Below are 19,917 nucleotides of genomic sequence, written 5' to 3'. Positions count from 1 at the left end.
TCAGTAAGGACTGCTAAAAAAACTGAATCTGTGCTTAGATTTTAAGTAGAATCGCGTTGAACAATTGGGATTTATGAGCACAACAATATGATTAAAAAAACATTGGCATTCGCCCTGGTCAGTTTTATTTCAAGCTTAAGTTTGGCGAATGTCGATACGGTCAAAAGCAACCTCAGCAAACAACACCCAAAATTGAACATTGAAAATATTCAAAGCACCGATATGAAAGGCATTTATAGCGGTTCAATGGATGGTCAAGTGGTGTATTTAGGTGAAGATGCGCAACATATTCTGGTGGGTTCAATGTACCGCTTAAGTGACCAGAAAAATTTGACCCAAGATTTAGTGCTTAAACAAAACAGTATTGATTGGAAAAAGCTGCCTTTACAGGATGCGGTGAAAAGTGTACGAGGTAATGGTAAACGCCAGATCGCGATTTTTTCTGACCCAAATTGCCCGTATTGCAAACAGCTTGAGGCTGAATTAAGCAAGTTGAACGATGTCACGATTTATACCTTTATCTATCCAATCAAAACCCAGTCTATTGCTGTGTCCAAGCAAGTATTCTGTGAAAAAGATCCAGCCTTGGCTTGGTCAAATTTGATCAGTAAAGGACTACAACCCACGTCCAATAAAACCTGTGCCAATCCGGTTGAGCGTAACTTGAGTTTAGGAAAATCATTGGGTTTAACTGGAACACCCGCCATTATTTTCTCTAACGGTTTTAAAGTGATGGGCTCTCACCCAGCGCAAGACATAGAAAAAATGTGGAAAGAGCTGGGGCTGTAACACGTTTATTTGCTCATTGTCCAAGCCATAAAAAAGCACCTAGATGGTGCTTTTTTATCAGTAAAAGTAATATTTTTAAATCGAGGGTTAAACGCGTGATTTTTTGCTGACCATGTTATAGATGAATAGAACAATAATGGCACCGATCACCGAAGCAATAAAACCTGCTGCAGAATTTTCATCATAAAGACCGAGTAAACGTCCACCATAGGTTGCCAATAACGAACCTGCGATACCCAATAAAGTGGTCATAATAAACCCTGCTTTATCATTTCCCGGATGAATAGCACGTGCAATTAAACCTGCAATAAAACCGACCACGATTGCAACTATAAGTGTCCACATATGACTTCTCCATTTATCGTTTGTTTATATCTTTCATTAAGCTTTCATTTTTATAATTAATCATTTATGTGAATGTAAACAGTTGAGTCCTGCTAAGAACTGTTGGTTTTTTGTTGAAGCATATATCTGAGATGTAAAAAAAGTGGCCGGTGGCCACTTTAAATATTCAGTCTTTATTTTAAAGGCCAATTTCACCAATAAACGGAATATGGCGATATTTTTGATTATAGTCCAAGCCATAACCGACAATAAAACGATCTTCCACTTCAAAGCCTAGAAACTTCACTTCAAGTTCAATTTCACGGCGTGAAGGTTTGCTAATTAAAGTACACAGTTCAATTGAATTCGGATTACGCGTGGTTAAAATTTCCAGCACTTTGCTGAGGGTATTACCTGAGTCAATAATATCTTCAACAATCAGCACATCTTTACCGCGAATTTCGCCGTCCAGGTCTTTTAAAATTTTGACATCCCGCGTTGAAACCGTACCGCCACCGTAACTTGATACCGTCATAAAGTCGAGTTCATGCGGTTTGGTAATTGCACGACATAAATCAGCCATAAAAATGACTGAACCACGCAGTAAACCAATCAGAACAAGTTCTTTGTCACTATTGGCATAGTGAGCATCAATTTTTGCACCAAGCTCTTTGACTTTCGCGTGAATTTCTTCCGCTGAGATCATTACGCTCATATGAACGGTCATGGGTAGATACCTAAAAGCAAATCAAAAAATAAAAAAGGTGTTGACCAGCAACACCTCAAAAGATGTTTTAATTTTAATACATCTGCTCAAGAGATGCATCTTTTTTGCGGCTGAAAATGTAATCAAGCCTTGGTTTGCGGGGTATCACGCTTAAGTAACACAGCGCAAGCCACGCCTATTCCAACCACCAACAGCATCTTTTTATAAGACATTTTTGTCGTCTTATGCTTTGACATAGGCCGGTTCTCCATAAATATAAGTCGCCTGAATATTACGGTCATCACCCATGGTCATGAGGGCAAATAATGCATCTTCAATGCCTTTGCTACGTTCCTGGCGCAGTGCCTGTAGGGCGGTGGCTTTTAAATCGAGCACAATGAAATCGGCTTCTTTACCCAGGTTAAAGTTACCTAGTTTATCGTCCAGATCCAAGGCTTTGGCTCCACCCAAGGTCGCATGATACAGGGACTCAAAGGCAGAGAGTTTATCGCCCTGAAGCTGTTGTACTTTGTAGGCTTCATTTAGGGTTTGCAACTGGTTAAATGAAGTGCCGGCACCAATATCTGTACCTAAGCCAACTTTGACCTGTTTTTCCCAGGTTTTTTTCAAAGGAAATAAACCGCTGCCCAGGAACAGGTTTGAAGTTGGGCAAAAGGCAATCGCCGAGTTGGTTTCATGCATGCAGTCCCATTCGGCATCTTCCAAATGTACGCAGTGGGCAAAGACCGAGCGCTGCCCGGTCAACCCATAGTGGTGATAAACATCCAGATAGCCTTTTTGTTCTGGAAATAAGTCTTTCACCCAGGCAACTTCATTCTTGTTTTCACTTAAATGGGTATGTACATAAACTTCCGGATATTCCGCTTTTAACTGCCCTGCTTTGGCCAGTTGTTCTGGTGTAGAGGTGGGTGCAAAACGTGGGGTAATCGCATAGAGATTACGACCTTTGCCATGCCATTTTTCAATCAGTGTTTTAGAGTCATGATAAGAACTTTCTGCTGTATCACACAGACCTTCTGGGGCATGACGGTCCATCATTACCTTACCGGCAATTAAACGCATTTGATGCTGTTGCGCCGCTTCAAATAATGCATTGACGGATTCAGCATGGACGCTACAAAAAACCAAGGCTGTGGTGGTGCCGTTTTTTAATAATTCCTGAACAAAGAACTGCGCGATTTTGTCGGCATAGGCTTTGTCTTTAAATTGCAGTTCTGTGGGGAAAGTATAGGTGTCGAGCCATTCTAGTAACTGTTCACCATAGGCACCGACCATTTCGGTTTGTGGGAAATGGATATGGGTATCAATGAATCCCGGCACAATCAGCTGTTCAGGGTAATGCGCAAGCGGTGTATCTTGATTCAGTAAATTTTGCCCCTCTTGCCAGCTTCCGAACCAGGTGATTTTTCCAGCGCTGGTGATAAGCAGGCCATCTTCAATATAACGGATGGCTTGAGGAATATCAGCGGCTTGGGAAACGCTGTGCTGAATATCGAGAAAGCGACCACGAACGGCGCGTTGAGCCTGAATAGGAGACATGTAATAACCTTTTAATTTCTCATTTTTTCGGTTGATTGTACCTGAAATTTTTAGCTTAAACCCTATCGCATCCGTTTTAACCCCTGCCCTATTCTATAAATTAAGCAGGATATTGAGCGTTTAAAAAAGCAGCCCTAAATAAAATAGCTGGCATAAAAAAGCCTTCCATCTATAAGATGGAAGGCTGGATCACTTTACTTAAAAATTACAGTTGCTGTTGCTGCTTGTTATAGCGAATCGATAACCAGGCGGTAATGGCCAGTACAATCACAATAAAGCCGAGTGAGATCCAGATTGGCATATGGAAGACATCGAGCATCAACATTTTAAAACCGATAAACAGCAAGATAATGCCTAAGCCATAAGGCAAATAATGCATTTTAGAGGCTGCACCTGCCATGAGGAAGAACATGGCACGCAAACCCAAGATTGCCATCAGGTTTGCGGTCAAGACAATGAAGGGATCGGTGGTCACTGCAAAAATAGCCGGAATGGAATCCACTGCGAAAATCACATCGGAAGCTTCAACTAAAATCAAAACCAGAAATAATGGCGTGGCCCAGAGCACACCATTTTGACGCACGAAGAAGTTATGCCCATCCAGATGCGAGGTAATACGGATATGTTTGCGTAACCATTTGAGTAAGGCCATATCTTCAATATTCGGGTTTTCTTCATGACCTTTAAGAAATTTAAAGCCGGTATAGACCAGGAAGGCACCAAAAATATACAGAATCCAGGAGAATTCCTGAACAAACCATGCACCGATAAAAATAAAAATGGTACGTAATACAATAGCGCCCAGTACCCCATAGAGCAAAATTTTACGCTGCAAGGCTGGAGGAATGGCAAAGGCGGCAAAAATCATCAGCCAGACAAATACGTTATCAATCGCGAGAGATTTTTCTAACAGATAACCCGCAAAGTATTCCATGGTTTTTTGATTGGCTAAGGCAATACCTGCCGTTTGCTGTAAATAAAGCCATAAACCGCCAGCGAACAGCATAGAAACACTGACCCAGGCAATGCTCCAATAGGCTGCTGACCTAATTTTAACGGGCTGGTCTTCTTTGTGTTTGAAGCCAATAAAGTCGATGATGAGCATGACTGCCACTATCGCAAAAAATGCCAGATACAACCCAGGGTTGCCGATGGATTCCATAAAAAAATCTCCACACCCGACAACTGGCCATAAAAAAACCTTGACCTGTTGCCAGATGATTTAAACATCTGTGTCAACATGATCAAGGTCTTGCCTACATCTGAATATCAATATTTTGTAATTTCAGATGCTCAGATACCGACTTTTTGCAAAGTGTAATGACGATATTCTGACACGTCGGCTAGAATTGCTTCTAGGGACGCTTGGAGGAGGCTACTCCCCTTGTTCAACTCAATTTCGTTTTGGATCTAATCCAAATGTGGCTGAAGAATCGCATATTTATGTGAATTGTGCAAATTTTATCTAAGCTGCCTACACTTTAATAAAATCTTTACGTTGCACCAAAATCAAGGCCAATACGGTACCGAGAACAGCAACCAGACCACCCACAATTCCAATCTGACTTAAGCCATAACTTGCCGTGACCATTCCGCCCAATAATGCCCCGCCACCAATCCCGACATTATAAAGACCTGAATAAATTGCCATGGCGACATCGGTGGCATCCGATGCAAGGTTGAGGGTTTTGGCTTGCAGCGCCAGACTGAAGCAAATAATGCTCATGCCCCAAAACAAGCTCAGCACACTCAGACTGTTAAAACCCTGAGCCAGTGGCAGGAGTAGCAACATGGACATTGCCAATAAAGCACTGCTTAAAGGAATCGCAATTTTGGGATATTGATTGCCAAATTTACCAAACAAATAAGAACCAATAAAACCGGCACCGCCGTAAATGAGTAACAAGGTCGTGGTTTGGCTAGAACTAAAATGGGCAATATTCAGGGCAAAGGGTTCGATATAACTATAAGCGGTAAATTGTGCCGTAATGATGATAACGGTCAAGACAAACACGATCACCAGACTCGGGCGTTTAAACAGCATGCCAATACTTTTAAGCGAACCCGAATTGACACTGGGCAGTCTAGGCAAGGTTTTTGCCAGTGTCAGACAGACGAGTGCAGCACCAATAGCAATTAAAGCAAAAGTGTTGCGCCAGCCATAGGCTTCACCAATCATGCGGCCAAATGGAATTCCCAATACCATCGCCAAAGCTGTTCCGGTTGCCAGTAAACCTAAGGCCTGAAACTCTTTACCTTTAGGTGCTACACGTACGGCTAAAGAGGCGGTAATTGACCAAAACAGCGCATGGGAAAATGCAATCCCGATCCGGCTGGCTAAAAGCACATTAAAGTTCCAGGCGAAATAAGATAAGCCATGGCTAAGAATAAATACCACAAATAAGGCAATCAGTAAAAAACGCCGTTCGACATTACGCGTCATCAGCATCATCGGCAGCGAAATAGGCGCAACCACCCATGCATACAGGGTAATCATGATGCCGACATCAGTGGCGGGCATATTGAAACTGTGGCCAATATCACTCAGCAATGCCACAGGGATAAATTCGGTGGTATTAAAAATAAACGCCGCGAAGGCTAAAGTAATCACAGAGACCCATTGCCGCGTGGGATTGGGTGGAGATTCAGAAGATAAGGATGACATAGTCAGACGGTTTGAAAATTAGCGTTGAAGTTTAGGCTTAAAAGTTAAGCTTGTTAAGTTTAATCCTGGGTCGGAAAAGTGCCAATCCGATATAGACCCAACAAAAAACTTAACAATATTGGGCAGGGATTTATGGCATGTTTATTCATATTCACCTAAATGAGAGAATAAGAAATGTTAGAAATTAAGCAAAAGGATGATGGTAAAAAAGGTGAATTTTATATTGGTGACCATGGACAGCGTTTAGCTGAAATGGCATATACCTGGGCAGGTGAAAAGGTATTTATTATTGAGCATACCGATGTGGATGACACGTTGCGTGGACAAGGTATAGGCAATAAATTAGTTGAGCGTGCTGTTGCCATGGCGCGAGAAAAAAATCTCAAGATCATTCCGCTCTGCCCTTTTGCCAAATCGGTTTTTGATAAAGATTCATCTATTCACGATGTGTTGAAATAAGTTATTTTTAAAGTATTCTGATTTTAGTCAAATCAAAAAAGTGAGGGATAGCGATGCAGTTTCAACATGATGACAACGGCCAAAAAGGCGAGTTTTTTACTTTGAATGATTCAGGCAAACGGATTGCAGAAATCAGTTATGTCTGGACAGGTGAGCATAAAATTATCGCTAATCATACCTGGGTCGATGATGCTTTGCGCGGGCATGGGGTCGCGCGCCAGTTACTGGATGTTTTAGTGGAATTTGCCCGTCAAAAACAATTGAAAATTGTACCGACCTGTTCTTATGTCGATGTCATGTTTAAACGCGATAAAAGTTTTGCAGATGTTGTGGCTTAAGTGTGTGGTGATTTAATTGGTTGTGATTTAAAAAGCCCAAAGATTTGGGCTTTTATCATTTAGGGCTTTTTCTTTTTTGAGCCCATTAAGCAAGATCAATAATTACCTTCATCGCATTCTCGTCTGCGGCATGTTTAAACACATCATAGGCTTTCTCAAATTCTGTAAATTTAAAGTGATGGCTGGCCAAGCGTTCCAAAGGCAATTTTCCGGAACAGCAGGTTTTCAGCAACATGCCTGTGGTATTGGTATTGACCAAGCCGGTGGTGATGGTCAGGTTTTTAATCCAGAGCTTTTGCAGTTCAAAATTAACCGGTTTGCCATGCACACCAACATTGGCGATATGACCGCCTTCTTTGACCACGTTCTGGCAAATATTCCATGTCGGCTCTGCACCCACTGCTTCTATTGCACAATCGACCCCTCGCCCATCGGTAATCTCTAGAATACGTGCAATCGCATCTTCCTTGCCGGAATTAATGGTATGTGTTGCACCTAACTCTTTGGCAAGTGCGAGGCGGTTATCATCCATATCCACCGCAATAATTTGCGCGGGTGAATAGAATTGTGAGGTTAGTAAGCAGCCCATCCCGATCGGTCCTGTTCCCACAATTGCAATGCTATCCCCCGGTTTGACATCGCCATAGCGCACGCCAATTTCATGCGAGGTCGGCAATACATCCGATAAAAAGACCGCGACATCTTCATTCAAGCCTTCGGGTAAGGGATAAAGCGAGGTATCGGCAAAAGGCGTGCGTACATATTCTGCATGGGCACCATCAATCATGTAACCCATAATCCAGCCCCCTCCGTTACGGCAGTGCGCATAGAGTTGTTTCTGACAGTTTTCACAAGTCCCACAGCGGCTGACGCAGGAAATAATCACCCGATCGCCTTTTTTAACATTTTTAACACCCGAACCAACTTCTTCAACGATCCCAATACCTTCATGACCTAAGATACGGCCGTCAAATTTACCGGTGTTCTTGGTGGCCTCTTGCTGAATTTCGGGGTTTTTACCTTTCCAGATGCCTAAATCTGTACCGCAAATGGTGGTTTTTGTGACACGGATGACCGCATCGGTGGGATCAATAATCTGGGGAATGGGACGGTCTTCAAAACGGATATCATTTTCGCCGTAGTAGACCATTGCTTTCATTGTTGTCATCAGCGTATTCCTTTTCTATTCCCTCTCTTGCGCTTTGGAGTAAATTTCTTCTTTAAATAATTTAAGCAAAAATATTTAAATACAGGAAAATGAAACCATGATGAGAGGAAAACAGTTGATCAGAGACTCTGCTGTATTGATAGGACCTTAAAGCATTGAGCATAAATACACAGAGCTTATCTATCTAAGCTATCAACAGTAATTGAGGAAGTCATTACGTGGACAGGTTTGCTTACACAATGACCGGGTTTAATGACAACTGAAGGGGTTCGAGACAAAAAATATCAATATCTGCTTTTGTTGCAGCTTATTTATGATCAGGTTATTTATGAGGGACGGGCTGATAAAATAATAAAAATTATTTTTTGGTCTTGTCTAGTCTTGGCTAGGACATTTAAAAGAAAATGAACTTTGCAGATGATGATTGCACATCTGCAAAGTTTAAAATGGCCTGTGATTTGATTAAAACCGTCGCCAATCCTGAGAGCGATTATAAGGATTGGGTTTTATTAAAGTGCAGGTTCTGGGACTGGATCAGGTGAGTTAAAGCAACACCAAGCAATGACGTCATCAGCATCATTTCCAGCATGGTATATTCGTTTACCCATAAAAAGCATAAGGCCAAGACACCCAAACTGCATGCCAGATATAAGGTATTTTGAACCCAAATTTTAAGCGCAATACCAAGCAGGCCTGAACAGATCGCAATGTTCAGCAGCTCTTCAATCCCATTACGATGCAAGACGATAATTAAGCTTAAATAGCTACAAACTAATCCCATCGTGATGAAAAGTTTTTTTAACATGCTTTTCCCCTGATTCTAGGTAATTAATTGTTTTGATTTGGCTAAATCAATTTTAATTCACCAAACAGTAAAAAATAAGGTGTTTTAAGCTATGCTATTTGTACGAAACAAATGACATTTGATTAAAAAATAACCAGATCTAATGGTAAGCTCATCCTACTTACTCAGTAATAAAAACCCTTTATTTCAAAATTACATGGTCAAAATAGGAATTTTATGTTTATTCAATTGTGTTATGTCAGTAGCCGCATAGAAGCTGAAAATGACCTATTACAGGATTTAAGCGATATTTTGGCAACAGCGCGATCTTTTAATCAGGCGCATGATATTTATGGTGTGCTGTATTATGCTGAAGGGATTTATTTTCAGTGCCTTGAGGGTGAAAAAGATCAGTTAGAGGCTTTATTTTCACAGATCAGTCAGGACCCTCGCCATCATCAGATTCAGCGTTTTCCTGACCATGCGGTTGAGCAGATTCATTTTAAAAAATGGTCGATGAAATATGTCAATCAGCATGGAAAAATCACCAGCCTCTTCAAGAAAATGGGTCTGGAAAAATTTCAGCCACATCAGTTGAATGCTGAGCAACTGAACCAGTTTCTGGATTTATTGCTCAAAATGGAAGAAACTGAACATGGTACAAAAGCTAGAGTAGGTATAAAGAACAGGGGTTATCAAAATTATTTTTAAAAATAAAGCTTCAACTCATGAAGCTCAGTTCAATAAAAAAGGACTATAAAAATAGTCCTTCAATAAAAATTAAAAAATGAAATTTAAGCTTTTAAAGCGCTAATCAATTTCTGATGTAATCCGCCAAAACCGCCATTCGACATAATTACCACCGCATCACCCTCACCTGCCTCTTGAGCAACAGTCTGGATAATGTCATCCAGGGAACGTGCCACAATGGCTTTATTTGATGCAGCGTTAATTACCGGCTGTAAATCCCAGTCCAAACCTTCCGGTTGATACCAGATTACTTCATCCGCTAAACGTGCAGAATGCGCCAAACCGTCTTTATGGCTGCCCATACGCATGGTATTTGAACGCGGTTCAATAATCGCCCACAGTTTACGTTCGCCTAAGCGTTTACGTGCGCCATCCAGCGTGGTTTCAATCGCAGTCGGATGATGGGCGAAGTCATCATAAACTTCAATTCCTTTCACGGTATCCAGCAATTCCATACGGCGTTTTACACCGCCAAAGTTTGAAAGTGCTTCACAAGCCGTTTCAATGGATACGCCCACATGTTCAGCCGCCGCAATGGTTGCCAAAGCATTGGCAACAGAGTGCTGACCGGTCATGTTCCATTTCACGGTGCCTTTAACCACGCCATTTTCTAGTACTTTAAAGTGTGAGCCATCTGCAGAAAGCTGTTCCGCAGAAAGTGCTGCTTTTGCATTGGCATCCAATGACGTGCGAACCACAGGTGTCCAGCAGCCCATGTCCAAAACTTCATCAATATTAGTTTCAGTAATTGGCGCAATAATGCGGCCTTCACTTGGAATGGTACGCACCAGATGATGGAACTGTTTTTGAATCGCAGCCAGATCATCAAAGATATCGGCATGGTCAAATTCGAGATTGTTTAAAATCGCGGTTTTAGGATGGTAATGCACAAACTTGGAACGCTTGTCGAAGAATGCAGAATCATATTCATCCGCTTCTACACAGAAGTATTTACCGCCACCTAAACGTGCACTTTCACTAAAACCGAGCGGTACGCCACCAATCAGGAAACCCGGCTCTAAACAGGCCTGATCAAGTACCCACGCGAGCATAGTCGTTGTTGTGGTTTTACCATGCGTACCGGCAACACCTAAAACATGCTTACCTTGTAATACGTAATCTGCCAGAAATTGTGGACCGGAAATATAGGCTAAACCTTCATTCAGCATATATTCCACAGCATCAATGCCACGTTTCATGGCATTGCCGACAATCACCAAATCTGGATGTGGCTGCAAATGGCTGCGGTCATAACCTTGCATTAAGGTAATACCTGCATTTTCCAGTTGGGTCGACATGGGTGGATAGACGTTCGCATCTGAACCCGTCACCTTATGTCCTAAATCACGTGCTAATAACGCCAGCGAACCCATAAAGGTGCCACAGATACCCAAAATATGCAGATGCATTCGTTTTAACTCCACTGCTTTTTTGACACATCACGTTATTGGTGGGTGGTGTCATTATTGATTCAATTTGAAAGCAACGATATCAAGGGTTTTCTGGAAAAGATAGTCTTTCTTGTATCTATTCATAGGATTGCATCATGCGTTTTATCCCGCTGTTTTGGGTAGTGGCTTTGCTGGAAAAATCATGGATGAAATGACATGTTTTTTTACTGGAAAAACGTAAAATATTGACGATTATTCCAGATAAATTGACTATGTTCTTTCCGTTGCTGCTTTTAGTTATTTCTAACTGTTTTATGACCTTGGCCTGGTATGGGCATTTGAAGTTTTTACATGGTGCACCGCTTTGGCAAGCGATTTTATTTGGCTGGGTGATTGCCCTGCTCGAATACAGTTTTATGATTCCTGCAACTCGATTGCTTGCACAACAAGGCTGGGCGGTGGGACAAATGAAAATCACCCAGGAAGTCATGACTTTACTGGTGTTTGTGCCTTTTATGATTTTTATGTTTAAGCAGCCCTTTAAACTGGATTATTTATGGGCAGGATTGTGTCTTTTAGGTTGTGTGTATTTTGTCTTTAGAAGTCAGTAAAACTTGATAATTTTATTTGGAGTTTGAGTTGCATCACTGCCCTTTTCTCAAGTTAGGATCTAAAGTTATTTGTTTAGGCATTGCTGTACTTTTGAGCGATCAAAAAGAAGAAAAATTCTTTGTTAAGCTGATTATACTTTCTTGCATCACAGCTCAATGAAGACATCCATGTCGCATTTACGCCATGGCATCGATGGGAGTGATGGGAATAATAATTTAATAATTTCTTATAATGGATGATGGTTTCTTTATTATTTATCTAAAAATAGAGGAAATATGGCAGTACGGTATCTGTTAAATTTTGGCGAGATGAAAAATCAGTCTATAATATCGGGCTTGTAATTCATTTAAAGCTTGGCACTTGTCGAGATTTATCCTTCCTTACATTCGTTTATGGAATATTTGCAATGAATGCGGCTGCTGCAGACACTCAACCTCTCGTTGGAATTATCATGGGTTCTCAATCTGATTGGGCAACTCTCGAAAACACTGCCAATATGCTTAAACAACTTGGCGTCCCATTTGAAGCGGAAGTTGTTTCTGCGCATCGTACGCCAGACCGTTTATTCGAATATGCCGAAACAGCACGTGAGCGCGGTATTCAGGTGATTATTGCCGGTGCCGGTGGCGCAGCGCATTTACCAGGGATGTGTGCAGCAAAAACTGATCTGCCTGTATTGGGTGTTCCAGTCAAATCTTCAATCTTGAATGGTGTAGATTCATTGCTTTCAATCGTGCAAATGCCGGCTGGGATCGCAGTGGGCACATTGGCGATTGGTCCGGCTGGTGCAACCAATGCCGCGATTATGGCAGCACAAATTTTAGGTTTAACACGTCCTGAAATTGCAAAAAATGTTGCCCAATTCCGTGCTGCGCAAACTGAAAAAGTGGCGAGCAAAAATATTCCGGGTCAAATCTAAAGCCAAGCTTAAAACGGGACACACGTTATGGATAAAACCATCGGTATTTTTGGTGGTGGTCAACTCGGCCGTATGATGGCGCAAGCTGCCCTACCGCTGAATATTCAATGCACCTTCTTTGAAGCCAATACAGATTGCCCTTCCGCAGCGATGGGTCAGGTGATTTCGACCAAAGCTGAAAATGGCTTGCAACAGTTTATCGAAAGCGCAGATGTTTTCAGCCTGGAGTTTGAAAATACACCGCTGGCAGATGTTGATGTGTTAACCAAGCACAAAGATTTGCATCCCCCGCGTCAAGCACTTGCGATTGCACAGCATCGTTTGTCTGAAAAAGCACTGTTTGATCAACTCGAGATTCCTGTTGCGCCGTATAAGGCGGTCAATTCTCTAGACAGCTTAAAGGCTTCGGTTGCAGACCTGGGTTTACCCATCGTATTGAAAACCTCACGTGGTGGTTACGACGGTAAAGGTCAGTTTGTGCTTCGTTCAGCAGATCAAATTGATCAAGCATGGGCAGAATTGGGTCCTGCGGGTGAACTGATTGCCGAAAGCTTTGTGACGTTTTCGCGTGAAGTGTCGATTATTGCAGTGCGTGGTCAGAATGGTGACGTTAAAACCTGGCCATTGGCTGAGAACCACCATCACAATGGAATCCTTTCGCATTCGATTGTGCCTGCACCAAACAGTGCAGATTTACAGCCAGTGGCACAAGACTACATCACTCGCCTGCTGAATCATTTGAATTATGTTGGTGTGTTGACGCTTGAATTGTTTGTGACCGACAAAGGCTTGTATGCCAATGAGATGGCACCACGCGTGCATAACTCAGGTCACTGGTCAATTGAAGGCGCGGTCTGCTCGCAGTTTGAAAACCACATTCGTGCGGTTGCGGGTTTACCGCTGGGTTCAACTGAAGTGGTTCGTCCAACCGTGATGGTCAATATTATTGGCAAGCATCCGAAATCTGAAGATGTCTTGACTTTAAATGGCGCCCATTTGCACCTGTATAACAAAACTGAACGTACAGGCCGTAAAATTGGTCATATCACGCTGATGCCAAACGACAGCGCTGAATTAACCTCTTTATGCCGTCAATTGGCGAAAATTTTGCCAGAACCCTTGGCATTGACTCAAGATATGAGCATTTAATCCTTCGATTGAATGATAAAAAAGCGGTCATGCCAATGACCGCTTTTTTTATGCCTGAAGTTCGGGCATGATTGCGCCTCTTTTGAGCTTATGCACCGTTTATCGGAACAGAATAAAAAATAACTGTATGTAATTTATACAATCCCTTATAAGTAGACTGAATAAAAAACAAACAAATAGAATTGTCCTGTATTTAAGTTTTACTGCGGTAAAACGAGGCAGAGGTTTTTAAATTCAAAAGATAAAAAATAAATTCAAAACAATATATTTAAATTGAAAAATATGAATTTAAATTCAAACCCGTATATTTGAATTTAAAAAATATGAATTCAAAGTTGTATCTAGTGATATGAATTTAAAGTTTTAAATTTAAAAAGCAGGTTTTTGAATTTAAAACTTTATGTGTTTAAAAGCATAAAATAAAATAGATTAACTTATCCACAGTGTATTTAAATTTAAAACCATAGTTTAAATTTAAAAGAGTAAATTTAAATTCATATTTTGAATTTAAAAGTTTTGAAAATGCAATTGTGGATAACTTTTTAAATTTAAAAACGATTATGAATTTAAAATAAAGAAAAATGAATTTAAATTTACGATTTGCTTCAGAAATTGGCGATTGATGATGGTATGGTAAAAACATAATTTAAATTCAAATACCATCAGGGATACTATGCGTCGCTTAGCTTTCGTTTTAGGTTCAGTTTTTCTTGCAATGACTCAAGCCAATGCTGAGCTGATTATTAATGGTCAACCTGTTACGACCACTTCAACGCCATCATCCAGTCCAGTTTTTAGTGCCCAAAATAATTTTCAGCAATGTATTGCCAATTTACGTAGCCAAGCCATCAGTTCTGGGGTGAGTGGCTCTAGCTATGATCGCTATACGCAAAATTTAACGCCAGATTATTCCGTGATTGAAAAACTGAATTACCAGCCTGAATTTTCGACCCCAATTTGGGATTATTTATCCGGTCTGGTAGATGAAGAGCGTGTGCAACTGGGACGTCAAAAATTAGTCCAGCACCGTGAAGTACTTAATCGCGTTGCGGCCGCTTATGGTGTTCCGGCTGAAACCGTGGTGGCGGTTTGGGGTGTAGAGAGTAATTTTGGTGATATTGCCGGAAGTTATCCTTTATTACAGGCTTTAGGTACTTTAAGTTGTGAAGGTCGTCGTCAAAGTTATTTCCGTGGAGAATTTTTTACCACGATGCGAATTTTACAGCGTGGTGATTTAACTGAGCAGCAAATGAAAGGCTCGTGGGCGGGGGCATTTGGTCATACCCAGTTTATGCCTTCGACCTATGAAGAGCTGGCGGTTGATTTTGATGGTGATGGCCGTCGTGATCTGGTTTCAAGTACCACAGATGCTTTGGCTTCAACGGCTAATTTCTTGAAAAAACGTGGCTGGCAAACCGGCATGCCATGGGGTTTTGAGGTTCGTATTTCTGAAGGCATGTCGATCAGTGGTGAAGGGCGTCGTAATAAAAAGGCCTTAAGCAGCTGGGTGAGTCGTGGTGTGGTTCGTGCTGATGGCAGTCCTTTAATACAAGGGAATTTATCTGAGAGCAGTTCGGCTGGACTAATGGCACCTGCAGGTGCAAATGGCCCGGTATTTTTAGTCTTTAAAAATTTCGATGCTATATATAGTTATAACGCTGCGGAAAGTTATGCTCTGGCGATTGCGCATTTGTCCGACCGTTTACAGGGTCAGGGTGGATTTAGTAAAGCCTGGCCAACTGATGATGCAGGAACATCGCGCGCAGAACGTCGTGAAATTCAGCAATTTTTACTTAATAAAGGCTATGACATTGGTGCAGTCGATGGCTTGATTGGCGATAAAACCCGTCAAGCTATTCGTCAAGAACAAAATCGTTTGGGCTTAAGTCCAACGGGACGTGCAGGCCAACAAATTTTACGTGCCTTTAGAAATGAAAATGCACAGAAAATGATGAAGTAATCATGTTATAGAAATAAAAAGGTCTGCTTAATGCAGACCTTTTTATTGTGAAGTGTTTTTATAATCTATGCTTATACAGCAGTAATGGTACCTAAGACACGATAGCCTGCAGCACCCGTAACGGTAGGCAGGTTGCCACTTTGCTGATTCACAAAGCGCATTGCCAGCCAAGCAAAGGCAGTGGCTTCCACCCAAGTCGGCGCCAAACCAATTGCAGAGGTGGTTTGTACGGACCAATTGTGTTTGCGTAAACGCCAGCGCAATTGCTCGAGTAAATGTGAGTTGTAGGCCCCGCCGCCACAGACATAAACTTCACCAGTATCCATATCGGAACGGTAAATGGCTTTTTTAATCGCCCGTGTGGTGAGTTTCAATAAGGTCGCCTGAACATTTTCAGGAGTATCTTCCAGCTCGTCATATTCCAGATCATTATGCCAGTCGGCAATTTGTTCATCCAGCCATTCCAGATTGAAATCTTCACGACCGGTACTTTTTGGCGGTTCTTTGGAAAAAAATTCATGACCTTGCAGGCGGTCGAGCAGGCTGCGAATCGGTTGGCCATAAGCTGCCCAGTTGCCGTTTTCATCATAAGGCTGACCGGTATAACGGTGACACCAGGCATCCATCAAAATATTGGCAGGTCCGGTATCGAAACCATATACAGCATCCGGATTGCCCGCAGGCAGCATGCTGACATTGGCAATGCCGCCCAAATTTAAAATCACCCGATGAATGCTGGGATGCTGGAACAAGGCTTGATGAAATGCAGGAACCAAAGGTGCACCTTGACCGCCAGCCGCCATATCACGACGTCGAAAATCTGAAATCACGGGAATCTGGGTCATTTCAGTAATGATGTTGGGATCACCAATTTGCAGGGTAAAACCATGTTCAGGACGGTGGCGAATGGTTTGTCCATGTGAACCAATGGCTTTAATCTGGCTGCGATCTAGCTGGTTTTTTTCAATCAGCTGATTAATGCCACCACCAATCATTTGTGCTAAAGCAACATCTGCTTTGCCCATGCGATCAATTTCATTGTCACCGGGTAAAGTCAGCGCCATGAGTTCGTCACGTAAGTCCAAATCAAAGGGCAAGGTGAGGGTGGCATGAAGCTGCAATGGATCAAATGAAGCAGCAACGATGTCAACGCCATCCATGCTGGTGCCGGTCATTACCCCAATATAGATCGCTGTCATGATGATAGTTAAGCCTGCATTATGCTGAAAAAGTGTTAGTATATCGCACAAATTGTATAACTGATGTATTGGGTTTTGTGATGTCAAATTTTCTGCCGGCTGAAGAACAACTTGCCCTCATCCAACGAGGCACTCATGAGATTATTTCTGAAGAGGATCTGCTCAAGAAACTCAAAGAAAATCGTCCTTTAAAAATTAAAGCGGGCTTTGACCCAACAGCACCTGACTTGCATTTAGGTCATACCGTACTGATTAACAAGCTAAAAGTGTTCCAAGATTTGGGTCATGAAGTGACTTTCCTGATTGGTGACTACACTGCGATGATTGGCGACCCAACAGGTAAAAGTGCAACACGTCCGCCATTGTCGCGTGAACAAGTGTTGGAAAATGCAAAAACTTATCAAGAACAAGTGTTTAAAATCCTTGATCCAAATAAAACCAAAGTTCGTTTTAACTCGGAATGGTTTGCAGAAAAAACCGCAGCCGATCTGATTCAATTGGCGTCTCAGCAAACTGTGGCGCGCATGCTTGAACGTGATGACTTCACCAAGCGTTATAACAACCATCAGCCGATTGCGATTCATGAATTCCTGTATCCATTGGTACAAGGTTATGACTCAATTGCTTTGGAAGCAGATGTAGAGCTGGGTGGTACAGACCAGACCTTTAACCTGTTGATGGGTCGTACGCTACAAGGTCGATATGATCAGGAAGCTCAGGTGTGCATTACAGTGCCTATTCTTGAAGGTTTAGATGGTGTCAATAAAATGTCTAAATCTTTGGGTAACTATATTGGTGTGTTTGATGCACCGGGCGCAATGTACCAAAAAGTGCTTTCAATGCCGGACTCTTTAATCGAGCGCTATTTTGATCTGCTCAGCTTTAAATCACTGGATGAAATTGCAGTGTTATTAAAAGAAATGCAAGACGGTCGTAATCCTCAAGAGATTAAAAAGATCCTTGCACTTGAGTTGGTAGAGCGTTTCCATGGTGCGGAAGCAGCTGAGAATGCGCATAAAGGTGCGGGTAATATTATTACCGAAGGTGAATTGCCTGAAGGCACACCAGAAGTGATCATTTCACGTGCTGAATTTGGCGGTGAAATGTTTATTGCTTCTATTTTACGTACTGCCGGTTTAACCAAAAATGCGGCTCAAGCCAAAGATGCCGTGGCACGTGGTGCTGTAAAAGTGGATTGGCAAGTGGTTGATGCTGGTTTCTCTGTGAATGAAAACAAAACCTACATCATTCAAGCCGGCAAGAAAGCAATTGCTAAAGTGACCTTCATAGACTGATGGTTTCTTGAATTTTTATTTAAGTTATTGAAATAAAAGCAGGCTTTGGCCTGCTTTTATTTTTTATATCGTATATTTATATTTTGAATAAGCAAATTCAAAAAAAACCCTATAAAAACAACATTTAAATTTTGCCAAATCGGTTGCATTCTGTTTTGCTTATGTATAGGATTTATCCCTCTAGACATTGTGTAGAAAACATATCTAGAGGGTAAGTGTGTAATAAAAAGCTCCACAGTTTTAAGTCTCTTCCCCAAGAGACTTTTTTTAAATTTTTAAAGATAACTATAATAATGACATTATGGATCTGAATATGATCTAACTCCAAGGAAGAGGTTTTGGGAGAGATCTCTTTCTTTTTTTTCTATCTAAAATTTAGTCAATTTTAATTTAAATATTCTTTTTCAATGATATAGGTGGTAAAAAATATCCATTTGAGCAGATTTTACTGCGCTTGGTTATTTTTCAGAAGTTATGGGTTTTACAGCATTAAAATCAATAAAACTGAGTTTGGGTAAAATCATTTTGACTAAGCTGCCGACAGATAAGGCAGTCATGATGGTTCCTTCTCGCACACCAATAATCGTATGTAGGCATAAATAAGCGCTGACCCCTGCAATGGAAACTAAAATAATATCGCCATAAGTTTTGCATGAGCCGAAATTGAAATTAAAATGAAGCGCAACTGCTTGATACAAGCCTTCTCCAGCCAGGAAGACTAAATTGGCTTTTAGCACCAGACATACTCCAAAAGCGGTGATCAGGCAGCTCAATAAGCATAACAGTAATTGAATGACGTAATGGTCAAATGACCAGGAAAGCGTTAAGCCAAGAATGGCATCAATCAGAAAACCAAATACCATGCCAACGGGGAGTTGTAATCATGGATGCCACTGAAATTGAGAACCCAGAATGATCATTTGCAACACAATCATCAATACATGCATCATGATGGTCAGCGCTCCTACAGAAAGTGGGACAATAAAGCTATAAACATAGGGAACAGATGAAATCGGGGAGGTGCCCAAATTTGAGCGAATGGCCAGCACCACACCCAAGGTTATAAGACCCAGTCCACTGAATAAGAATAAGAGTCGCAATGGAAATTGAGTTGGTATCATTTCAAACAGGAAAATAAAACCAAGTTTAGCCAACTTCTTGATGGTTACTATCCACCTAAGAGTTATAAGAATCACTTTTTTGAAGCAAGAGTCATTATTCATGATGATGCAGTCATTTATAGCAAATATTTGGTTTTATCTATTCGTGGAGATAAGTAAGCGGTATTCAGGCGGATCATTGGCTTATTTATGGAGGTGTGGTTTAACTAGGTAGTGTTTATTGCTTAATTAGAAATTTTGAAAATAGAGATGTAGGTAGAAAGAAGAAATTGAATGATCCATTATGGCGGTAGTTAAAAACATAAAATTCCAGGAAAATAGAAAAAAACCAATTTTTTCATCATAAAAGTATAAAAAATGACTAAAAAACATGATTTTTTACTGATTTTGTAGAAAAAACAGACATGCGTGATAAATATCTCTATTTAGGGGTTGCGCACCTTGAGAAACTGTATAGAATACGCCGCATACCAACGAGATATGTTGAAACGAACGAAACGCGAAGCATTGAGTTGTTGAGATTATCTTGTTGTTACTTGTCTCTGACGAAGAGCAAGGTAGATCATTAAGAGATTATGAAGAACAACTTGTGTGGATTTTTACTGGTTGATCGATCGAAATTATTTTCATTGATTGATGGTAGAAATGACTCGAAGTTTATTTGAGAAATATTTGTCAGAAAATTGATGAGCCAAGATTGGTGCCCTTTAAGGCACTAAGCAATATTA

General features: G+C 41.3%; 18 protein-coding genes and 1 pseudogene. 9 read left to right on the top strand and 10 right to left on the bottom strand.

Annotated features, from left to right (window positions below):
• Window positions 1–87: 87 nt before the first annotated feature.
• Window positions 88–789, top strand: coding sequence for a DsbC family protein (locus E0H81_RS13700; RefSeq protein WP_131319682.1), 702 nt, complete (start codon window positions 88–90; stop codon window positions 787–789).
• An 87-nt stretch (window positions 790–876) separates the two neighbouring features.
• On the opposite strand, the gene E0H81_RS13695 is transcribed toward E0H81_RS13700, so the two are convergent.
• The 5 genes from E0H81_RS13695 to E0H81_RS13675 form a co-directional block, all read right to left on the bottom strand.
• Entirely contained in the window at window positions 877–1,134 is a 258-nt protein-coding gene (locus E0H81_RS13695; protein ID WP_131319680.1) for a GlsB/YeaQ/YmgE family stress response membrane protein, read from the bottom strand.
• 178 nt (window positions 1,135–1,312) lie between these two features.
• Window positions 1,313–1,840 (bottom strand): hypoxanthine phosphoribosyltransferase, encoded by a 528-nt coding sequence (gene hpt, locus E0H81_RS13690; RefSeq protein WP_131269290.1) that lies wholly within the window; start codon window positions 1,838–1,840, stop codon window positions 1,313–1,315.
• A gap of 222 nt (window positions 1,841–2,062) precedes the next feature.
• The gene (gene guaD, locus E0H81_RS13685) at window positions 2,063–3,379 is read right to left on the bottom strand and encodes a guanine deaminase (protein ID WP_131319678.1); all 1,317 of its coding nucleotides are present in this window, start codon (window positions 3,377–3,379) and stop codon (window positions 2,063–2,065) included.
• 205 nt (window positions 3,380–3,584) lie between these two features.
• A complete protein-coding gene (locus E0H81_RS13680) occupies window positions 3,585–4,541 on the bottom strand; it encodes a TerC family protein (RefSeq protein WP_131269292.1) in 957 nt (318 codons plus the stop codon).
• A gap of 312 nt (window positions 4,542–4,853) precedes the next feature.
• Entirely contained in the window at window positions 4,854–6,044 is a 1,191-nt protein-coding gene (locus E0H81_RS13675; protein WP_131319676.1) for a sugar transporter, read from the bottom strand.
• Window positions 6,045–6,218: 174 nt separating this feature from the next.
• On the opposite strand from E0H81_RS13675, the gene E0H81_RS13670 reads away from it, so the two are divergent.
• Window positions 6,219–6,503 carry a GNAT family N-acetyltransferase gene (locus tag E0H81_RS13670; protein WP_131319674.1) on the top strand — a complete coding sequence of 95 codons (285 nt, stop codon included), beginning with the start codon at window positions 6,219–6,221 and terminating at the stop codon, window positions 6,501–6,503.
• A gap of 53 nt (window positions 6,504–6,556) precedes the next feature.
• On the top strand, window positions 6,557–6,841 hold the full coding sequence (locus tag E0H81_RS13665; protein ID WP_131319672.1) for a GNAT family N-acetyltransferase: 285 nt from the start codon (window positions 6,557–6,559) through the stop codon (window positions 6,839–6,841).
• 85 nt (window positions 6,842–6,926) lie between these two features.
• On the opposite strand, the gene E0H81_RS13660 is transcribed toward E0H81_RS13665, so the two are convergent.
• Window positions 6,927–8,009, bottom strand: a complete 1,083-nt coding sequence (locus E0H81_RS13660) for a zinc-dependent alcohol dehydrogenase family protein (protein ID WP_131319670.1) — start codon at window positions 8,007–8,009, stop codon at window positions 6,927–6,929.
• Window positions 8,010–8,499: 490 nt separating this feature from the next.
• Window positions 8,500–8,814 carry a hypothetical protein gene (locus tag E0H81_RS13655; RefSeq protein ID WP_131319668.1) on the bottom strand — a complete coding sequence of 105 codons (315 nt, stop codon included), beginning with the start codon at window positions 8,812–8,814 and terminating at the stop codon, window positions 8,500–8,502.
• Window positions 8,815–9,030: 216 nt separating this feature from the next.
• Between E0H81_RS13655 and E0H81_RS13650 the strand changes: the two genes are divergently transcribed.
• On the top strand, window positions 9,031–9,504 hold the full coding sequence (locus tag E0H81_RS13650) for a BLUF domain-containing protein (RefSeq protein ID WP_131319666.1): 474 nt from the start codon (window positions 9,031–9,033) through the stop codon (window positions 9,502–9,504).
• Window positions 9,505–9,587: 83 nt separating this feature from the next.
• On the opposite strand, the gene mpl is transcribed toward E0H81_RS13650, so the two are convergent.
• Entirely contained in the window at window positions 9,588–10,952 is a 1,365-nt protein-coding gene (gene mpl, locus E0H81_RS13645; RefSeq protein ID WP_131319664.1) for a UDP-N-acetylmuramate:L-alanyl-gamma-D-glutamyl-meso-diaminopimelate ligase, read from the bottom strand.
• A 254-nt stretch (window positions 10,953–11,206) separates the two neighbouring features.
• On the opposite strand from mpl, the gene E0H81_RS13640 reads away from it, so the two are divergent.
• The 4 genes from E0H81_RS13640 to E0H81_RS13625 all read left to right on the top strand — a co-directional run bounded on the left by E0H81_RS13640 (window position 11,207) and on the right by E0H81_RS13625 (window position 15,574).
• The gene (locus tag E0H81_RS13640) at window positions 11,207–11,545 is read left to right on the top strand and encodes a DMT family protein (protein WP_131218125.1); all 339 of its coding nucleotides are present in this window, start codon (window positions 11,207–11,209) and stop codon (window positions 11,543–11,545) included.
• 407 nt (window positions 11,546–11,952) lie between these two features.
• Entirely contained in the window at window positions 11,953–12,465 is a 513-nt protein-coding gene (purE, locus tag E0H81_RS13635; protein WP_131218111.1) for a 5-(carboxyamino)imidazole ribonucleotide mutase, read from the top strand.
• 27 nt (window positions 12,466–12,492) lie between these two features.
• A complete protein-coding gene (locus E0H81_RS13630; RefSeq protein WP_131319662.1) occupies window positions 12,493–13,614 on the top strand; it encodes a 5-(carboxyamino)imidazole ribonucleotide synthase in 1,122 nt (373 codons plus the stop codon).
• 673 nt (window positions 13,615–14,287) lie between these two features.
• Window positions 14,288–15,574: a lytic murein transglycosylase gene (locus E0H81_RS13625; RefSeq protein ID WP_131319660.1), complete on the top strand. Its 1,287-nt coding sequence runs from the start codon at window positions 14,288–14,290 to the stop codon at window positions 15,572–15,574.
• A 71-nt stretch (window positions 15,575–15,645) separates the two neighbouring features.
• On the opposite strand, the gene E0H81_RS13620 is transcribed toward E0H81_RS13625, so the two are convergent.
• Window positions 15,646–16,773: an anhydro-N-acetylmuramic acid kinase gene (locus tag E0H81_RS13620; protein ID WP_131319658.1), complete on the bottom strand. Its 1,128-nt coding sequence runs from the start codon at window positions 16,771–16,773 to the stop codon at window positions 15,646–15,648.
• An 80-nt stretch (window positions 16,774–16,853) separates the two neighbouring features.
• Here E0H81_RS13620 and tyrS point away from each other — a divergent pair, with 80 nt between their 5' ends.
• Window positions 16,854–18,068 carry a tyrosine--tRNA ligase gene (gene tyrS, locus E0H81_RS13615; RefSeq protein WP_131319656.1) on the top strand — a complete coding sequence of 405 codons (1,215 nt, stop codon included), beginning with the start codon at window positions 16,854–16,856 and terminating at the stop codon, window positions 18,066–18,068.
• A gap of 458 nt (window positions 18,069–18,526) precedes the next feature.
• On the opposite strand, the pseudogene E0H81_RS16450 reads toward tyrS, so the two are convergent.
• Window positions 18,527–19,189: pseudogene (locus E0H81_RS16450) on the bottom strand (YczE/YyaS/YitT family protein).
• Between the last annotated feature and the right edge of the window lie 728 nt (window positions 19,190–19,917).

This window comes from Acinetobacter terrestris (assembly GCF_004331155.1).
GTDB lineage: Bacteria > Pseudomonadota > Gammaproteobacteria > Pseudomonadales > Moraxellaceae > Acinetobacter > Acinetobacter terrestris.
The sequence above is the reverse complement of the archived record's forward strand: the minus strand, read 5'-3'. Positions and strand labels throughout refer to the sequence as shown.